17 protein-coding genes are annotated in these 15,641 nt (G+C 70.2%); 11 read left to right on the top strand and 6 right to left on the bottom strand.

All coding sequences use genetic code 11. The features are described from left to right. Positions 1-43: 43 nt before the first annotated feature. Positions 44-1,072: a COG3904 family protein gene (locus MFF56_RS21975; RefSeq protein WP_238231035.1), complete on the bottom strand. Its 1,029-nt coding sequence runs from the start codon at positions 1,070-1,072 to the stop codon at positions 44-46. 124 nt (positions 1,073-1,196) lie between these two features. On the opposite strand from MFF56_RS21975, the gene MFF56_RS21980 reads away from it, so the two are divergent. From MFF56_RS21980 to MFF56_RS22000, 5 genes are all read left to right on the top strand, one after another. Beyond that, entirely contained in the window at positions 1,197-2,807 is a 1,611-nt protein-coding gene (locus tag MFF56_RS21980; protein WP_238231036.1) for a pentapeptide repeat-containing protein, read from the top strand. Between the two features lie 99 nt (positions 2,808-2,906). Further along, positions 2,907-7,325 carry a bifunctional RecB family nuclease/DEAD/DEAH box helicase gene (locus MFF56_RS21985; protein WP_238231039.1) on the top strand — a complete coding sequence of 1,473 codons (4,419 nt, stop codon included), beginning with the start codon at positions 2,907-2,909 and terminating at the stop codon, positions 7,323-7,325. Positions 7,326-7,493: 168 nt separating this feature from the next. Next, entirely contained in the window at positions 7,494-8,522 is a 1,029-nt protein-coding gene (locus tag MFF56_RS21990; protein WP_238231040.1) for a hypothetical protein, read from the top strand. A gap of 59 nt (positions 8,523-8,581) precedes the next feature. After that, positions 8,582-9,001, top strand: coding sequence for a hypothetical protein (locus MFF56_RS21995; protein WP_238231041.1), 420 nt, complete (start codon positions 8,582-8,584; stop codon positions 8,999-9,001). An 11-nt stretch (positions 9,002-9,012) separates the two neighbouring features. After that, positions 9,013-9,426 carry a hypothetical protein gene (locus tag MFF56_RS22000; RefSeq protein ID WP_238231042.1) on the top strand — a complete coding sequence of 138 codons (414 nt, stop codon included), beginning with the start codon at positions 9,013-9,015 and terminating at the stop codon, positions 9,424-9,426. 4 nt (positions 9,427-9,430) lie between these two features. On the opposite strand, the gene MFF56_RS22005 is transcribed toward MFF56_RS22000, so the two are convergent. After that, positions 9,431-9,778: an SPOR domain-containing protein gene (locus MFF56_RS22005; protein WP_238231043.1), complete on the bottom strand. Its 348-nt coding sequence runs from the start codon at positions 9,776-9,778 to the stop codon at positions 9,431-9,433. Then, positions 9,775-10,248, bottom strand: coding sequence for a hypothetical protein (locus tag MFF56_RS22010; protein WP_238231044.1), 474 nt, complete (start codon positions 10,246-10,248; stop codon positions 9,775-9,777). The genes MFF56_RS22005 and MFF56_RS22010 overlap by 4 nt, the downstream gene beginning before the upstream one ends. A gap of 107 nt (positions 10,249-10,355) precedes the next feature. On the opposite strand from MFF56_RS22010, the gene MFF56_RS22015 reads away from it, so the two are divergent. The 3 genes from MFF56_RS22015 to MFF56_RS22025 all read left to right on the top strand — a co-directional run bounded on the left by MFF56_RS22015 (position 10,356) and on the right by MFF56_RS22025 (position 11,614). After that, positions 10,356-10,643: a hypothetical protein gene (locus MFF56_RS22015; protein WP_238231045.1), complete on the top strand. Its 288-nt coding sequence runs from the start codon at positions 10,356-10,358 to the stop codon at positions 10,641-10,643. A 164-nt stretch (positions 10,644-10,807) separates the two neighbouring features. Beyond that, positions 10,808-11,077, top strand: coding sequence for a hypothetical protein (locus MFF56_RS22020; protein ID WP_238231046.1), 270 nt, complete (start codon positions 10,808-10,810; stop codon positions 11,075-11,077). A gap of 138 nt (positions 11,078-11,215) precedes the next feature. Then, positions 11,216-11,614 carry a hypothetical protein gene (locus MFF56_RS22025; protein ID WP_238231047.1) on the top strand — a complete coding sequence of 133 codons (399 nt, stop codon included), beginning with the start codon at positions 11,216-11,218 and terminating at the stop codon, positions 11,612-11,614. Positions 11,615-11,635: 21 nt separating this feature from the next. Here MFF56_RS22025 and MFF56_RS22030 read toward each other — a convergent pair whose 3' ends face one another. Continuing rightward, positions 11,636-11,998 carry a hypothetical protein gene (locus MFF56_RS22030; RefSeq protein ID WP_238231048.1) on the bottom strand — a complete coding sequence of 121 codons (363 nt, stop codon included), beginning with the start codon at positions 11,996-11,998 and terminating at the stop codon, positions 11,636-11,638. A 40-nt stretch (positions 11,999-12,038) separates the two neighbouring features. On the opposite strand from MFF56_RS22030, the gene MFF56_RS22035 reads away from it, so the two are divergent. Further along, positions 12,039-12,953, top strand: a complete 915-nt coding sequence (locus MFF56_RS22035; protein WP_238231049.1) for a hypothetical protein — start codon at positions 12,039-12,041, stop codon at positions 12,951-12,953. Positions 12,954-12,957: 4 nt separating this feature from the next. On the opposite strand, the gene MFF56_RS22040 is transcribed toward MFF56_RS22035, so the two are convergent. Continuing rightward, a complete protein-coding gene (locus MFF56_RS22040) occupies positions 12,958-13,422 on the bottom strand; it encodes a hypothetical protein (protein ID WP_238231050.1) in 465 nt (154 codons plus the stop codon). A 34-nt stretch (positions 13,423-13,456) separates the two neighbouring features. Next, complete coding sequence (locus MFF56_RS22045; protein WP_238231051.1) at positions 13,457-13,639, bottom strand: hypothetical protein; 183 nt, start codon at positions 13,637-13,639, stop codon at positions 13,457-13,459. A gap of 116 nt (positions 13,640-13,755) precedes the next feature. Here MFF56_RS22045 and MFF56_RS22050 point away from each other — a divergent pair, with 116 nt between their 5' ends. Further along, positions 13,756-14,721: a hypothetical protein gene (locus MFF56_RS22050; protein ID WP_238231052.1), complete on the top strand. Its 966-nt coding sequence runs from the start codon at positions 13,756-13,758 to the stop codon at positions 14,719-14,721. A gap of 22 nt (positions 14,722-14,743) precedes the next feature. Then, positions 14,744-15,541, top strand: coding sequence for a hypothetical protein (locus tag MFF56_RS22055; protein WP_238231053.1), 798 nt, complete (start codon positions 14,744-14,746; stop codon positions 15,539-15,541). Positions 15,542-15,641 lie beyond the last annotated feature (100 nt).

Consider the following 15,641-nt stretch of genomic DNA (forward strand, 5'->3'; position numbering starts at 1 on the left):
TGCGGTCCGCGCCGAAGCCGATCCATGCTGCTCGGGCACCGCTTCAGCGGGCCACGCAGTTGCGGAACGCCGCATCCAGCGCCGGCTCCAGGTTGCCCGCGCCGACCGTGTAGTCGATGTTCCCCGACGCCTCCGCGAGGCGCGGCACGGCGCCGGGCCTGGGGCGGAAGCCGGCGGGCAGCCGCAGGGCGAGGTACAGCTCGTCTCCCGAGGACGCGAAGTCGGCCCCTCGAACCGGGACCTGCCGTCCGAGAAGCTCGATGGCGCCCGCCGATCGGAACCACCGCCGGTAACGGGTCTGCTCGTCCGCTCCGAGCGGCGGGTCGAAGCGGTGGACCAGCACGGCCCTGCGCGTACCGGTCTCGTCGCAGAAGAGGCTCAGGTCGGCCCGACCGTCAGCCGAGTGCGAGACCGCCGCCAGCCCCCCTCTGAAGGTCCGGACCTCCCAGGGCGAGAACGCCATCGGATTCCAAACCACGCGGAAACTGCGAAGCTCGTCCGCGGAGAGCAGCCTGAGATCCGACCGCGCGCTTGAGACGGAAACGAGGCGCGCGTCGACTCCCATGCCCGAGGCGTACGCGACGAGGTTGCCGGTGAGTTCCTGGAGGGCGCCGATCTCGTCGGGGTCGTAGGAGCGGGTGCCCCCCGGGAAGTAGAAGCGGTGCACGCCGAATTTCGAGCCTGGCGACACGTCGCGGCGTACGCCTCCCAGGAACGCGAGGGCGCAGGCCGAGGCGCAGATGCCGTCGGCTGGCCGGCCTTCCGCATCCAGACGCCCGACCCGGGTGTCGAAGCCGAGCTGACGGATCGCGCGTCCGAGATTCAGGCCCCCGAGAAGTCGCCCGCCCGGCGAATCCAGGACGAGAACGGTGCCGCGGCCGAGGCCGCGCCGGCGGGCCTCCGCGAGCAGGCGGTCTCCTGCGTCGATGTCGATATCGCCGGCGGCGAACACCACGGTGCAGCCGCCGCAGGACGGATAGCTCGCGGTTTCGAAGGAGAGGGCCTCCGCCGCCGCGGGCACGGACAGAAGGATGGCGAGGAGGCCGATCACGGCGATGGGGGACGGTCTCAAGATGGCCTCCCGGGTCGGAGCGAAGTCTATGGAACCGCCCCGGCTCGTTCAATGGCCCGGCTTGCCCTCCGTTCCGTATTTCGAGGCGATCTGCCAAGTTCGTTCCTTCGGCGAGGAGCATTCCATGGTTGCCATTCGCGACAAGTCGGGTCGGGTGCTGGCGGAGGGGGCGCACCCTTCCGTCCGGGATCTGCTGGTCGAGGCGGTCGCACGCAACCGCCGGCTGCCGGGGGCCGATCTCGCGGGGCTCGATCTGTCCGGGCTCGATCTGCGGCGGGCCTGCCTTCCCGACGCGAGGCTCGACGGCGCCAATCTGCGGCAGACGCGATTCGACGGCGCCTCTCTGTCACGCGCGAGCCTCGCGAACGTATCGGCGCAGGGCGCGGGTTTCGCGGGGGCGGTCCTCGAAGGAGCGATCGCCGACGGCGGCAATTTCGGCGGCGCCGGCCTGCGGCAGGCATGGATGATCGGTTTCGCCGCGCGAGGCGCCCGCTTCGACGACGCCGACGCCTCCGGCGCGGACATGACGGGCGCGGTTCTCGTGGACGGGCATTTCCAGCGCGCGCGGCTCGTCGACGTGCGGTTCGCCGACGCCACGCTGTACGGCAACGATCTCCAGGAAGCCGACCTGACCTCGGCGGTCGAGGGGCTCCCGCTGGCGATGCGTCCCGACCGCAGTCTCGGGGCACGGGTCGTGGGCAACAAGTTCTCCCCGAAGGCGAAGCTCTGCCCGGGGCTCGCGGCCTTCCGCCGCGACACGTGGATCGGTTGGGCCGTGAACGCCGTCTCGACAGGCGCGGCGGGCGGGCTGGGGGCGCTCGCCGCGATGGTTCTGGTGCCCAACATCGTCGATGCGAAGGTCGGTCCCGATCTCGTGCGCAGCGGGGCCGCCGTCGTCGCCCTGGTCGGCGCCCCGCTTCTCGTGCGCACGATCGTCGGCGGCCGGATCCGCGACGCCCTCCAGCCCCATGCGGATCGGATCGTCCAGGGGGCCGCCCAAGCGATGGACCGGGCGATGAGGGCCGGATCGGCGGCCCGCGACCTCGTGGCCCTACTCTGGCACGGCGGCTCCAACGCCGTGCACCGCGCGGTACTGGCGACCCGGGCAAAGGCCGACGCGAGAGGGTGGACGGCCGGCTTCGCGCGACTGGCGCTGGGATCCATCAAGATCGTCTTCTGCGATCGGCGTCATCTTGCCCTCGCCATGCAGGAACTCTCCCGCCCACGGATTCCGGGCAGCCGCGGCGAGGCGGAGACCGTCCTGGTCCGCCAAGGTGCGTGCGGCGACGGCCCGCTCGCCCTGCGGCTGCATGCTGACGGAAGCGTCACCGCCGTCCATCCCGAGGGCACGGCGACGTGGGGCATCAGGGGAGCGCCGACGACGACCGGGACCCTTCCGGAAGGTGCGGCGGCCGACGACGGCGGATTCTCCGCCAAGGGCGCGTTCCAGGCGGCCGTGTTCGCCGACCACGGCGTCGCTCCGATCGCGACCCACTGGTTCTCGAACCACTTCGAGGCGGGACCCGACGGCGCACTGCTGGTCGTCGATCACATCGCCCGCAACGTCGGGAACTGGGTGGGTCCGGCGGTCCTGACGCTCGACGGCGAGAGGAAGGCCGTGGTGGACGGGCGACTTTGGGAGGGCGCCGTCGGCGCCCCGTCGGCTCTCGGCTCGGATCGGGACATGGGAGCCGGGGTCGAGGATGCGCACGACCTGCCCGCGCCGTCCGCCTGAGCGATTGCCCGCAATCGTGCCGAACGCGTTAAGACGAACGAAGGAGCGGGATGGCAGCTTGACGGTTCGTCGGACCCGGCGGATGGTCCGTCGTCGGCGATGGCGCGCGAATCGAAGGAACCGCGTTTGTACCGGCTCGGCAAGAAGGCGATCTCGCAGTACGTCCAGACCGGATGCAGGTTGCGGCTGCGCTTCGAGATGCATGCCGGCGACGTCTCGCGCTCCCGCGCCGGCATTCCGCCGAAGGACGGACGCAATCCCGGCCTCCTGGTGTCTCACGGCCGTGCGCACGAGCGAGCGGCCTTCAAGGAACTCTTCGACCTGTTTCCCGGTCGGGTCTTCTTCGGCCCCGAGGTCGTCGAGGCGGACGACGAGCGCGCCTTTCAGAAGATCGCCCTGGGCGATTATCTGCCTACTGCCGAGCCCGGCGATTTCATCGTCGAGGGCGAGTTCGACGTCTGCGCCGGCTTCCGGCGCGCCCACGGATTGAGGGATCTGGAGATGGGCGAGGCCACCGCCGGCGGCGGCCGAATGACGTACGCGAAGGTCCGGCCCGACATCGTGCGGGTCGAGGCCTGCGGGGGAGGAGAGCGGCGGGCGATCCGGGCCGACGGGGAGATTCGGATCGTACCTCCCGACGACGGCCGGCTCGGGCTGCGCATCGTCGACGTGAAGCTCGCGAGCGAGCCCGGCCCGGCCCATTTCGCAGAACTCGCCTACTACGCGATGACCCTCGACGCGTGGCTGGACCAAGCAGGCCTCGGCGGCCGCTTCCTCGTCCTCGCGGATGCCGGCATCTGGCCGGGCAACCACCAGGGGTCGGCTCTGAAGGCGCTCCTTGACGAAGCCTCGGGCGCCCCGATCGATCCAGAGACCGCTGCGGCCGCGTGGCTCGCGAGCCTGGAGGTCCTGCCAGCCGAGGTCGTGGTGGAGCGCGTGAAACGCTTCCTTGCGGCCGAACTTCGCGAGGTCGTCTCCGAGCCCGACTGGCGGGCGCTGCCCTGGCACGTCGGACGGAGCTGCAGCGGTTGCGATTGGCTCGGATTCTCGTGGGGTCGCGACGATCCCGAGGACCCCGTTCCGCCGCCGGAGGACGCCTCCGGAGCGGGGCGCGAGGACTACTGCTGGAACCGCGCCGCCCGGGAAGGGCATCTCAGCCGGATACCGGGCATGACGGCCGGCGCCTGCGGCAAGCTCGCACGCCGCGGGATCCGCGACATCGCCGCCTTCGCGGCGCTCCCGCCCGACGATCCGGCCTACGAGGAGCATCAGGCCCTCAAGGCGGGCCGGGCCGTGCTGCGCCACCGTGCGGAGGCGCTGGCGCAGGGTCGGACGATCGGCGTGCCCGACAAGGCGGGGACCTCCGCGGTCCTGCCGAAATGGGCCGACGCCAGGGTCGCGTTCTCCGTCGACTACGACGTGGCCAGCGGGCTCACCTTCGCCTTCGGCTACAAGCTCCTGATCCTGTCGGGCGGGGTCGCGGCCGAGACCCGGGAGGCCGTCGAACTCGTCGGATCCAAGAGCCTCGGGGAGGAGCGGCAGGTCTTCGCGGCTCTCATGGCCCGCCTGCAGGCCGACCTGATGGATGCGGAGCGGATCATCCTGGAGGGACGCGAGCGTGCCCTCGGCCGCGCGGCCAAGGAGAGGGCGAAGCGCCAGCCGCCGACCGTCCAGTTTTACATCTGGGACCGCAACTCGTTCGAGCACCTGTCCCGCCTCATGGGGCGCCATCTGGATGCCGTGCGCGAGTCCGAGGTGGAGGGCGTCACGGCCTCGCCCATGTCGTGGATCTTCCCGGCCGCGCAGCTGCTCAAGGACGCACGCAACATCAGCCGGAACTCGCCCGTGACCATCGTCGCGGAAGCCGTCCGCCTGCTCGCGGTCGACATCCCGCACCATTACTCGATCCTGGAGGTCGCCGCCCGCTACCAGATGGTCGGCATCGTCAAGCTCGCGAAGGCGACCCGACGCTTTCCCGTGAGCAACCTCTTCAAGGACCCGTTGTCGGACCAAGTCCCGTCCGAGCGAGGTCTGGAGATCTGGTCGGGAAGCCGGCTCGTGGAGACCATGGGGCGGGACGCCCACGCGGCGAAGCTGCGCCAGACCGTCGCGATCAAGCTCGACGCGATGCTGTCGATCGTGCGCCGCCTGACGGACGACCTAGACGAGACCCTCTCGTCGCAGGCTCCGACGATCCGCAGCGTCATGCACGATCAAGCCCGTCTGGACGGGGTGTCCGACGACGGCCAGATCCTCCGCCACCACGCGCGTCTGATGAAGGCCGCGGAAGCTCTCGACGTCGATCTCGCCATGGCGATGCCGCCCCAGGAACGGGAGGCGCGCTACCGGAGCATGCGGCTGCTGCGCAGGCTGCCCGCCACCGAGGCCGCCGAGTTCATGGCCGCGAACGGCGTCGCCGCCGGTCCCCGCATCCACGTCTTCGAGTTCCGCGCGTCCTCGCTGGAGGCCAAGATCAAGGTCGGCGACTTCAACCTGTCCTTGATGCCGGAAGACAGCCTCCGGCTGCAGCACGCGACGCTCCGGATGCTGAAGCGCGACCACCCCGAACTGTCGAAGCGCATCAAGGACGACTTCGTCCGGGACGGCCGCCGGATCCGGGAGAACTGCCCCGTCACGGTGCTCGCACTGGACCGGATCGCGCGGATCGTGGCCGTCGAGGACGACGAGGGCCTTCCGACCCTTTTCCACGAGCTCGGAATCTGGAGCCTCGACTTCGACGGCTCGGCCGGAGCCGGCGGCATCCTCGACCCGATCTCGCGCGACTTCTTCGTCGGTCCCCGGCTCGAGCCGGCGCTGCGGAGCTACGGCGTGCCTCCGCTGTCGGTGTCGAGACCCCTTTTCGCGCGTGACGTCTCGAACGTCGCGCTGCGGCGATCCAGACGGAGCGGCCCCTCCGTCCCGGCCGAGCGGTTCGTCTGGGACGCCGACGGCTTGGCCGAGGAGCCGAGCGGGCGTTCGGGGGTCGAGGCACTGGCGTTCCTCGCCCGTATCGGCCGGAGCCTGACGCCTCGGCAGGCGGACGCCGTATCGCGCGCGGTCGGGCAGCGCCTCAGCCTGCTCTGGGGGCCGCCCGGAACAGGCAAGAGCCGGACGGCCGTCTCGCTCCTCATCGCCCTTCTGGCGGTGAGCCGGGATCGGAAGCTGCGCATCGCGGTCACCGGACCGACCTGGGTCGCGATCGAGAACGTGGCCGCGGAACTGCCGGAGGCCTTCGCCAGGGCCGGGATCGGGCCGGTGCGCCACGTACGCCTCGCCTCGTCTCGGGCGACGGTCGCGAGCGTCCACGAGAACCTGCGCGACCACATCCTGGCACCGAGCGGGGCCAAGGACGACAAGGCGACCAGGGACTTGCTCGGCGTCCTTGAAGCGCGAACCGAACACGTCGTGCTGTCGGGCACCGCCGAGCAGATCGCGCGGCTCGTCAAGATCGCCAGCCAGGACAAGGAGGCGCCGCGTGCGCCCATCGTCGACTTCATGCTGGTCGACGAGGCCTCGCAGATGGACGTCGCCCACGCGGTGGTGGCCTTTACGGCCTTGGCCGAGGACGCCTGTCTGACGGTGGTCGGCGACGACCTTCAGATGCCGCCGATCCATCCCGTGGATCCGCCGGACGGCGGGGCCCACCTCGTCGGCTCGGTCTACGACTTCTTCCGGCTCTACCGCACCGGTCGCCCGGACGACGGCATCGCCCCGACGATGCTCGACGTGAACTATCGCTCGAACGCCGAGATCGTCGATTTCTTCAGGGACGCGGGCTACGGCCGGGATCTGCGTTCGGCCCATCCGGATCTGCGCATCGACCTCCGTCGTCCCGGCCCAGGAGAGGTCGCGCCATCCCGTGCGCTGGAGGCCATCCTCGACCCGGAGGAGCCGTTGGTCGCGGTCGTGCACGAGGACGTGTTCTCGAGCCAGCGCAACGAGGCGGAAGCCGACCTCGTCGCCGCGACGATCTCGGCGCTGTACGGCCGCCTGGGCTCTCTCGAGCGTCCCGGCGAGATCCTCGACGGCGTCTCCTTCTTCCGCGAGGGGGTCGGGGTCGTGACGCCGCACAGGGCGCAGCAGGCCGCCATCCTGGAGCGACTGGGCGCGCGGCTGCCGCCCGAGGTCGATCGGGATGCGATGACGGCCGCCGTAGACACCGTCGAGCGGTTCCAGGGGCAGCAGAAGGCCGTGATGGTCGCGAGCTTCGGGATCGGCGACGCCGACCAGATCGCAGCCGAGGAGGAGTTCCTGTTCGGTCTCAACCGCTTCAACGTGATCGCCTCACGGGCGCGGGCGAAGCTCGTCGTCGTGATGAGCCGCAGTCTCGCCGACCATCTCCCGCGCGATCTCGCGGTCCTGCGCGGCTCCAGGCTCCTGAAGGGCTTCGTCGGCCGCCACCTTCCCTCCGTCGCCCATGCGCGCATCCCCGGCCTCGGACGGTGCGAGATCCGCAGGGCCGGGCCGAAGCCGCATACCGGGGTCCTCCATCCGGCGCCGGCGGCCGCGGCGGGATGAGCGGGCCGGGCATCCGATCCGTCGATCGGGGCTCGCGCACGCGGCCGACTTCCTGATCCGGTTCGCGCCGGCGCACCAGCACGCCGGTGCCCCTCCCGTGGCGCCGATCGTCGACGTTCGCCTTTTCGTGCCTAGTCGGTAGCCTCGCGCGTCAACCGGAGGTCCGCATTGCTCGCCGACGACGTGGTACAGCGGCTCCGCAGCGCCGACCCGCACCAGAACGCCGTCTACCGCGCGTTCGCCGAATGCGTCGAGCGCGCGCAGCGGTTCGTTCTGACGCCGGAGGCGCTCGGCATGACGCAGAGCCTCGTCTACGGTCGCCCGACGACGCTGATGTCGGCGATGGGCAGCATCCGCTCCCCCTATCCCCTCGTATGGTTCGAGCACGCCCAGGAGGACGTGTCCGAGGCGCGCCGCCGCTACGACGGCGACGATCCCAGACCTCTCGGACCGGACGAAAGCCGCGTTCGGCGGGTCGGCATCCTGGTCGAGGCCGCCGGCGGCGAGCGGGCCTATCGGGCGATGCCGGTCGTCCAATTCGTCGACGGCGGCATGCGCCTGATGCTGCATTCCGGCACGGCCGACTTCGGGGACGATCCACCTCCTCCAGGGCCTTTGGCCACCCGGTACGACGTGCGCCGGCAGCAGGATTGGTACCGGGAGACAGGCCACACCGAACTCGGACGCCGGATGGCGCGGTACCTGGCCGACGACGCCGAGCGCGAAGCTCACGCGGCCTACAACGGCCGCTTCGACTACGGCGTGATGCCGATGATGGCGGAGGTGCTCCGCAGGCAAGGGCTCCCGCCGGACGTCGTCACGGGCCTCCCGAGCGCCGGCGAGGACGTCAACTACGCGGTCTGGGCCGCACGCGAGGCCGCCAAGAACCTCGTGATCCTCAACCTCAAGAACGGGGTCGAGATCAGGGACGTCTGCGCCGACGAACGTTCGCACAGGCTCCGGCGGCGGCTCGGACGCCCGCCCCTGCTCGACCACAAGGTGCTGACGTTGCGCATGCCCCGCCACGTCGTCCGGCTGGGCGCCGGCCGCGGCGGCGAAGTGGACGCCGAGACGCAGGCCCACTGGGTCCGCGGACATCTGAAGGTCCGCAGCACCGGCGTCTACTGGTGGTCGCACCACGTCCGGGGCGACCCCTCCATCGGCATCGTGGACAAGACGTATGTCGTGAGGCCGTGATACCTTCGATCAGGCATCCGTACCTTCGATCCGACCCCTTCCGCAGCCGGAGTCCCGCCATGCTTCTCCTCAAGAAGCCCGCGAACCTCGAACAGGCAGTCGCCCAGCGCGACGCGCTGGCCGACACGCTGCACAGGACCGGCGTCGCCATCGGTCTGCTTGACCCCGCCGTTCCTTGCACCGGACCGACCCTGCTGGCGGCGATGGAGGGTTACGCCGACCATCTCGCCTCCGGGGAGACTTCGCACCCGGTCCTGATCGGCGCGCTGCGGCAGGCCTACGACTCCGTCGCGATCGACCAGTCCACGGGCTCCCGTTCGGATCCGCTCTACCGCCTGCTCGAAGGTCTGCTCGTCGGCGGCGAGGACGATCCGGTTCAGATCGCGATACAGATCGAATCCCTTCAGGAGGGGCTCGGCGTCCTCAGGGCCCGCATGCAGGAGGCCGTCGCGGCTGCTCCGGCGCCGGGCGCCGTCTGAGAGGCTGCGGGATGACCTATTCCAGCAGTCGGATCGCGACGGCGATCGCCGAGGTCGTCGCCGGCGGCCGCTTCGACGGCTTCTCGGGCAACTGCGCCCGCTTCGCGATCGCGCTGAACCACGCGCTCGGCGACGTGGGCGAGTTCCACATCGTCGACGGCGGCCATCCCGAATACGCCGACCACGTCCTGTTGAAGGTGGGGGAGGACTACTACGACGCCGCAGGCGCATCGAGCGCCGAGGCCGTCGGGAGGGCGTGGGACGGACCTCCCGAGTATTTCGGCGAAGCCGGCGAGGAGGACTCGGTGCTGCGTCTCGCCGACGACAGCGGATGTATGGGCGCGCCCCTCGACATGGAGGCGCTTGAGGCGCGGCTGCGCGAGGCGCTCGGGCCGGCGGACGCCCCGTCCGCGCCGACGCTCTAAGTCGTCACTCGCCCAGATAGCGGCCCGGCTTCACGAAGGCGTCGGATATGCAGGGCCTCAGGCGGCGCAGGACGGCGTCCGCCTCGCTCCTCGTCCGGTAGGGCCCCACCACGACCACGTCGAAGCCCTCGGCGAAGCCGAACTTGCCGCTGAAGTCGTTGAACGGCCTCAGGCCGCAGCGTCTGACGGCGGCGGAGGCCTTCCGGACGGCCTCGGCCTGGAAATTCGCGTAGTCCGGGTTCCGGAAGGATCCGGCGACGAGCCAGAGGCCTTCGTCGAGGGCGACGGCATGGGAGCAGGCGGCCGCCGAAAGCGCGGCCGCGAGCAGGACCCGGATCCCGGACGCGCTCACGTTTTCGATCCGGGAAGGGCGCCCGGCCCGCCGGCCGTACCGGCACCGGGTGCCAGGGCCGCTGCCGCCTCTCGGACCCGGGAGCGCAGATCCTTCGGCTGGAACGCCTCTCCCGTGGCCGGGCTGTAGAAGTCGTCGTGGATCTCGTAGAACATGCCGTACGCCTCCAGGAGCTTCCTGTGCTCGTCCGGATCGAGTTCGCAGCCGACGAGGCCGGCGTACTCGTCCACGGTCAGAGGAATCTCGAGATCGGCCGCCCTGTAGACGATCGCGGGCTGCCCGGAGATGACGCTTACGACGCCCTCGACCGGCTGCCATCCGGCTACGAAATCCGGCTGCGCGGCCAGCGCCATGATCTGCGTGTTCGGATCGAAATGCTCGACCCCGCTCCGGTGCTCGATCTCCAGATCGAGGATGGGACGGCTCGCAGGCAAGCGGTTCTTCGGAGGATGGACGGTGTCGTGCGTCAAGCGCGGCCTCCAGGCGGACATGTCGAGTCGCAGGATGCGACGGCCCCCTGAATTTACCTTTTCGTCGGCGCTCCTCAATCTGCCGCGACAGCAGCTTGGAGGTCGACGTGACCCGGTACACCATCGAACGCCTGCCCGACGGTCGCGTCGACGTGCTGTGCGACGGGGAGAGCATCGGCACGGCGGACGTTCCCGAGAAGGCCGCCGGGATCGCCGCCGCGGACGCCCTCTCCGAAGACCGCGACGACTATCCGGACGTCGTCTACGACATGGCAGCGGAAATTGGTCAGATGGTCGGCAACGTGAGGCATCTGCGCTTCTTCCGGGAGGCCGTCGCCGAGGCGATCGCGGCCGAGTGGCCGGAGGCTGTTTCCGTCCTCGCGCCCGCCTGCTGATGCCGGCGGCGGACGACGTCCTCGCGGTTGCGGCGGCCCACTGCGCGCCCTGCCCTACGCCCCCTTCTCGGAGGCCTGGTTCCAGATCCTGATCGGGGCGCCTATCCCTGATGCGGTTCCGGGCACGGCACCGGCGGCGCCGCGAGGCTGAGAGGGGGACGGGCATGGTGGACGAGGATCGTGAGCTCGTGATCGCCTATCTGCATCATTCGGGAAGCCGGAGCGATCTGCTTCCCGAGGGGATCGCCTGGGAGGTCTACTGCCTCGCCGACGGCTTCGGTCGTCGCGATCCCGACGAACTCGCCGGGATCAACGGCGGCTGGGACTGGAGCCACGTCCGCGACAGCAGCCCGGAGGCGTTCGCCCGGATGGCCGCCTGCCTTCGCGGGCACGGATACGGCCCCTGCGGCCCCTCCGCGACGGTCAGACACTGATCGTACGGGTGTTTCGGGATCCGATCCTCGGACGGGTGGTTTTTCGGTCGCGCGGATCCTTCTCCGACGCATACGGAAGGAGCCGAGCATGGCGGGCGGGGCGGCATCCCGCTAGGATCTGAGGTGGAGGATCTGCGTATGCGCGTGAAGGTGGTTCAGCTGCTCGGCAGGGTCTACGCGGACGTGCTCGTCGATGTCGAACTGCCGGAGGATCCGGTCTACGCCGACTTCGTGGCCGCCATACCGTCGGCCGCCGCAGCCGCATCCGAAGCCAACCCGACCGGGGAGTTCGCGGGCATGCAGCTTGCGGACGGCGAACGGGTCGACTGGATCGTCGAAGGAGTCGCGGCGAACGGAAGCCCTTGGAAGGAACCCGTCGAGGCCGCGACGGAGGCGGAAGCGGCCTTCCTGGCCGCGTGCTCGGTGCTCGAACAATCCCGCGCGGGACGCCCCTCCAATATTCCGCGCCTGATGGAGGGCCTCGGGAACCAAGCGATCCGGTCCGTCGTCCGCGAGGGGCCGGTGCCGGCTCCGTGAAGCGCCGACACCGGAAGCCGTTCAGGCGCGGGGGGCGGCTGCAGGCATCGCGGACCGGACGAGGCGCGTTCCCTCCTCGATTCCGTTGCCCTCCAGGATCGAGGCGGCCTGCAGGGAGAAGCCCTGGTTGTCGACGTCGCTCGCCTCGTCGACGTCCCGACCGTCGTTCTCGGCGCCGTCGTGCACGATGTCGTCGAGCGCGTGCTGGTCGGCTCCGGCCGCCTTCAATTCGGCAGCCAGCCCGTCGCAGATGTCGGCGTTGGCTCCGTGGAACTCCTCCGCGAGCTGATGTAGCGTGTTGTTCTCGCCGTCCTTGGATTCACTCCTTCCTTGCTTGAGGAGATTGGACGCGGCCCCCGCAAGCGGCGCTGGCGCTCGCCCCATGCGGCACCCGGCGGTAGGCTTCCCGCCGAAGGAGCAGACCATGCCCGAGTATTTTCTGGTCGACGACGGCGTCCGCATGCCGCGTTGGTGCGAGCTCGGCCACGCGGAGGGCGGTCCCTTCTGGATCGACTTCAAGGCCCGCAGGACGCCCTACGACGAAGGACGGCCGCTCGCGGTCGTAGAGGCGGAGAATCCGGCCGCCCTTCTCAGACGCCGCCCGCCCGAGATCGCCGCTCTGGAACGCGAACACGCGTCGCGCCTGCTTCTCGACCCCTGGTCGGACCAGGGCTGGCTCTCGCCCGAGGGTCGCTTCTACGGCTGCGCCTTCTTCGCCCACGACGATCTAGCCCACGCACTGCTCGGGAAGCATGTCGGCGAGCTGGAGGATGCGGGCTGGATCCGGGTGCACGCGGATTCGTTCCGCTCGTCCCTGGTCTACGGACGGGGGACGAGTGCCCGGCAGGCCGACACGCTGGCGGCCCTGGGGTTCCCGGACGCCCATGCCCCGGGCGGACGCCGCAGCCGGCACGAGCCCGACCGCGACCGGCCTCCGCCCCGCTACGCCTACAGGTCCGCAGCGGGGGAGGCCGTGCCGCCGAGGGCGCTCCCGGCTCCCGAAGCCGCCGAGGCGGTCCCGGGAGAGGAGTCATTCGGTCCTGTGGCCAGCCGGCTGGCTGAGTCGGACCTTTTCGCCACTCTGTTCTCGCAGGAGCGGTCGCTGGTCGCCGACATCGGGCCGGGTCGCTGGCTCTGGATGTTCACGTTCCCGGACGTCAGCATCGGCAGCGAGAACACGCCCGCGGACCTCGCCGCCGCCGCCGGCCTGCACGTGCACGCCGTCGCGTTCGACCAGCTGGAGGTCTCTGCATGGCCCTACGAGGGCGTGCATGCGAGCGACGCCGCGCGCCGTCTGCTCGCGGCGCTGCCGTCCCCAGCGCCGCGGCCTGGGCCCTGATCGGCTACCGCGGATAGACCCGCGGCCACTCGTCTCGCGGGATGGCGTCGGCGATCTCCGCGAGACGTTCGGTGAGGCGCAGGACCCTGCCCGTCGTCGCGATGCACGCGTTGAGCTCGGCGACCGTGTGGACAGTCGGGGGGAAGGCCACCACGACGATCTCGTCCGCCATCTCGGGGAAACCGGCTTCCGCGAGACGTTTTCGGGTGGCCGCCGCCCACGCCTCGACCCCCTGCTCGCCCCCGTGCTTGTGCAGGGTTCCGCTCTCCGCGCCGAAGCATGCGGCTAGGCGCTCGGATCCGCGACAGACATGGCGGCGGTCCAGGCCCAGCGCCCGTCCGCCCGGCGTCCCATCCCCGGTGACGGCCCAGACGTCGCCGTTCTCGATCACGTAGGGCCCGGCAGATTGGGCATTGGAACCCCCGCAAACCTCGGCCTCCTCGACATCGAGACGCCGATGAAGACCCATCCGGGAAGGCCTGCCGCGCGGGGCCACCGTCCTCTCAGGCCGCCTTCGATCCAGAGGGCGCCGAGTAGTCAGGATCGAGGTACGGTGCCTCTTCCGGGGGGCCCTGCTCTCGGACGCGCACGCCAAGCGCGTCCGAGAGCCGCTCGGCGACGCGACGCGCCTTCCGGAACCGCGAGGGCCGCAGGGCGAACTCGTCGAACTTGTGGGTGACCGGCATGATCCGCCCTTGAGGTTTCGGAAGGATCGGGCCTCTGGAGGCAAAGCACAACCGTTCCTTCGCACCCGATGGCGTCTTGCGGCCCTCGTGCCTAGCGTCGGCCGAGGAGAGGGCCCATGAAGTCGACCGACCACGGCACCTGGACCGAGTACGAGTGGGAGAAGGGCGACCTCGTCCGACTCGCGAAGCCCGGCTCCCCGATCCTGCACGGCTTCGACATGCCGGCGGGCGAGTTCGGAGTGGTCGTCGACGACCGCGACCGATATCACGTCGGCATTTCCCTGCACGGCTACTCCCGCGGGTTCGACAGCAGCGCCGCCCGCGCGACCATGTCCCGGTTCGAGCTCGAGCCCTGGATTCGCGAGCCGCGCGACGAGCCGGCCATTCGCCGAAACGTCGTCGAGACCCTGCGCAGGCTGTCGTGGATGACGAACGCCCGCACGGGGGCCGTTTCCCGCGGAAGGATCGAGATCGTCGGGGACGGGATCAATTCGATGCTCGGCTGGTCCGGATTCGACATCAACCCGATCGTCCTCGAGACCGCCCTCCCCTACCTCGGCGACGGTCAGTGCGGTGCGGACGAGCCGCTCGGCATCGTCTGGAAGCCCAACGCGGCGGCGCACGACCTGCTCGACCGCGAAGGATGCCGCGGCAGCATCTCCCTTCCCGGTGGCGGCAGCGCTTTCGACTTGGCCTACGACCGGCGGGGCGTCTTCACCATCCGCGATCTCGGAACGGGCCTCGCCGGTTCCTTCGAAGGTGACGACGCGTTGCGATTGCTCGAGGCGAACAGGGCGGAGGTGGGCATCTTCCACAACGGCCGCATGCCGGAGATCGCCCGACGGCACCTCGCCTACCCGCGCTCGCTCCGCAACGAGCCGTGGAATGGCCTCGCGGTCGTCGAGACGGACGAGGTCGCAATCGAGGTCCGCCGGGGCGGCGAAACAATAGGCCGGGCGGATGGCGCCGAAGCGCGCGAGATCCGCCGGGCCTGCCGCAGGATCGCCGATCTGCCCGCATGGTTCGACCGCCACCCGGCTCTCCTCAAGGCTGCCTCGGCATCCAGGCCGGACTTCCGCTGAAACCGCAGGCGGCCGACGCTGGATGGAGGCGCCGGCCTGCCAGGGGCTGCGACCGATCCGTTCCTTTGTTGCGTTCGCGGGTTGCCAGCCCGCGGCCCATCTTCCGGCACGAGACCATAGTGGCCCCGCGATGATAACCGGCGAGACGTGGTTCCTGCACTTCGAGAAGGCGACCGGGCGAAAGAGCTCCGAGCTGGTCCAGGTCGCGAATGGTGACGCGGTCGCCGAGATACGGGCGGTCGACTTCCACCGACGGCCGAACGGGCCGGCGGTGCGCGCCTCTTTCGAAGACAACGTCCGCCTGATGGCGGCCTCCCGCGAAATGTTCCGCGCGCTCGGCCCCCTGGTGCGGGCGGCCCTGGAACTCGGTCTGCCCGAGAACCACCCCTTGATCGTCGACGCGATGGCCGCCTTCGAGAAGGCGCGTCCCGATCGGAAAGCGGTCGTGCACGAGGGCGAGGTGCGGTTCGTCGGCACGGACGACGAATGCTTCGAATTCATCCTCGGGCATCAGGGTCAGTCCGTCCAGTACGCGCTCGCGCACGGCGGCTGGGCTATCGAATCGTTCGTCGAGGACGAGCCGACCTTCGCGTGGCACGATCCCGAGACGGGGCACGCGTACCGCGCGTGGCCCTCGATCGACGGCGCATACGAGCGGGACGGCGTCACCTCCCGGATCGTCGGTGCACCGACTTCTCACGACGGCCGCATCTACGAGCGAGAGAGCTGGGAGGCCGCGGGGCATCTCGACCGGGATCTGACGGTGCTCGAAGGCTTGGGGCTTCATTGGCGTCACGGGACCGGCACGCCCTCCCCATAGGCCCTGCCCCACTCCTTCCGGTCCGCAAAAGCATGCTGCAGTCCGGTGCGATCTGCCGGCTTCGTTCCTTTGACAGCTGCCGGGCCCCGCTGTATGCGGA

This window comes from Methylobacterium hispanicum (assembly GCF_022179285.1).
Taxonomy (GTDB): Bacteria; Pseudomonadota; Alphaproteobacteria; order Rhizobiales; family Beijerinckiaceae; genus Methylobacterium; species Methylobacterium hispanicum.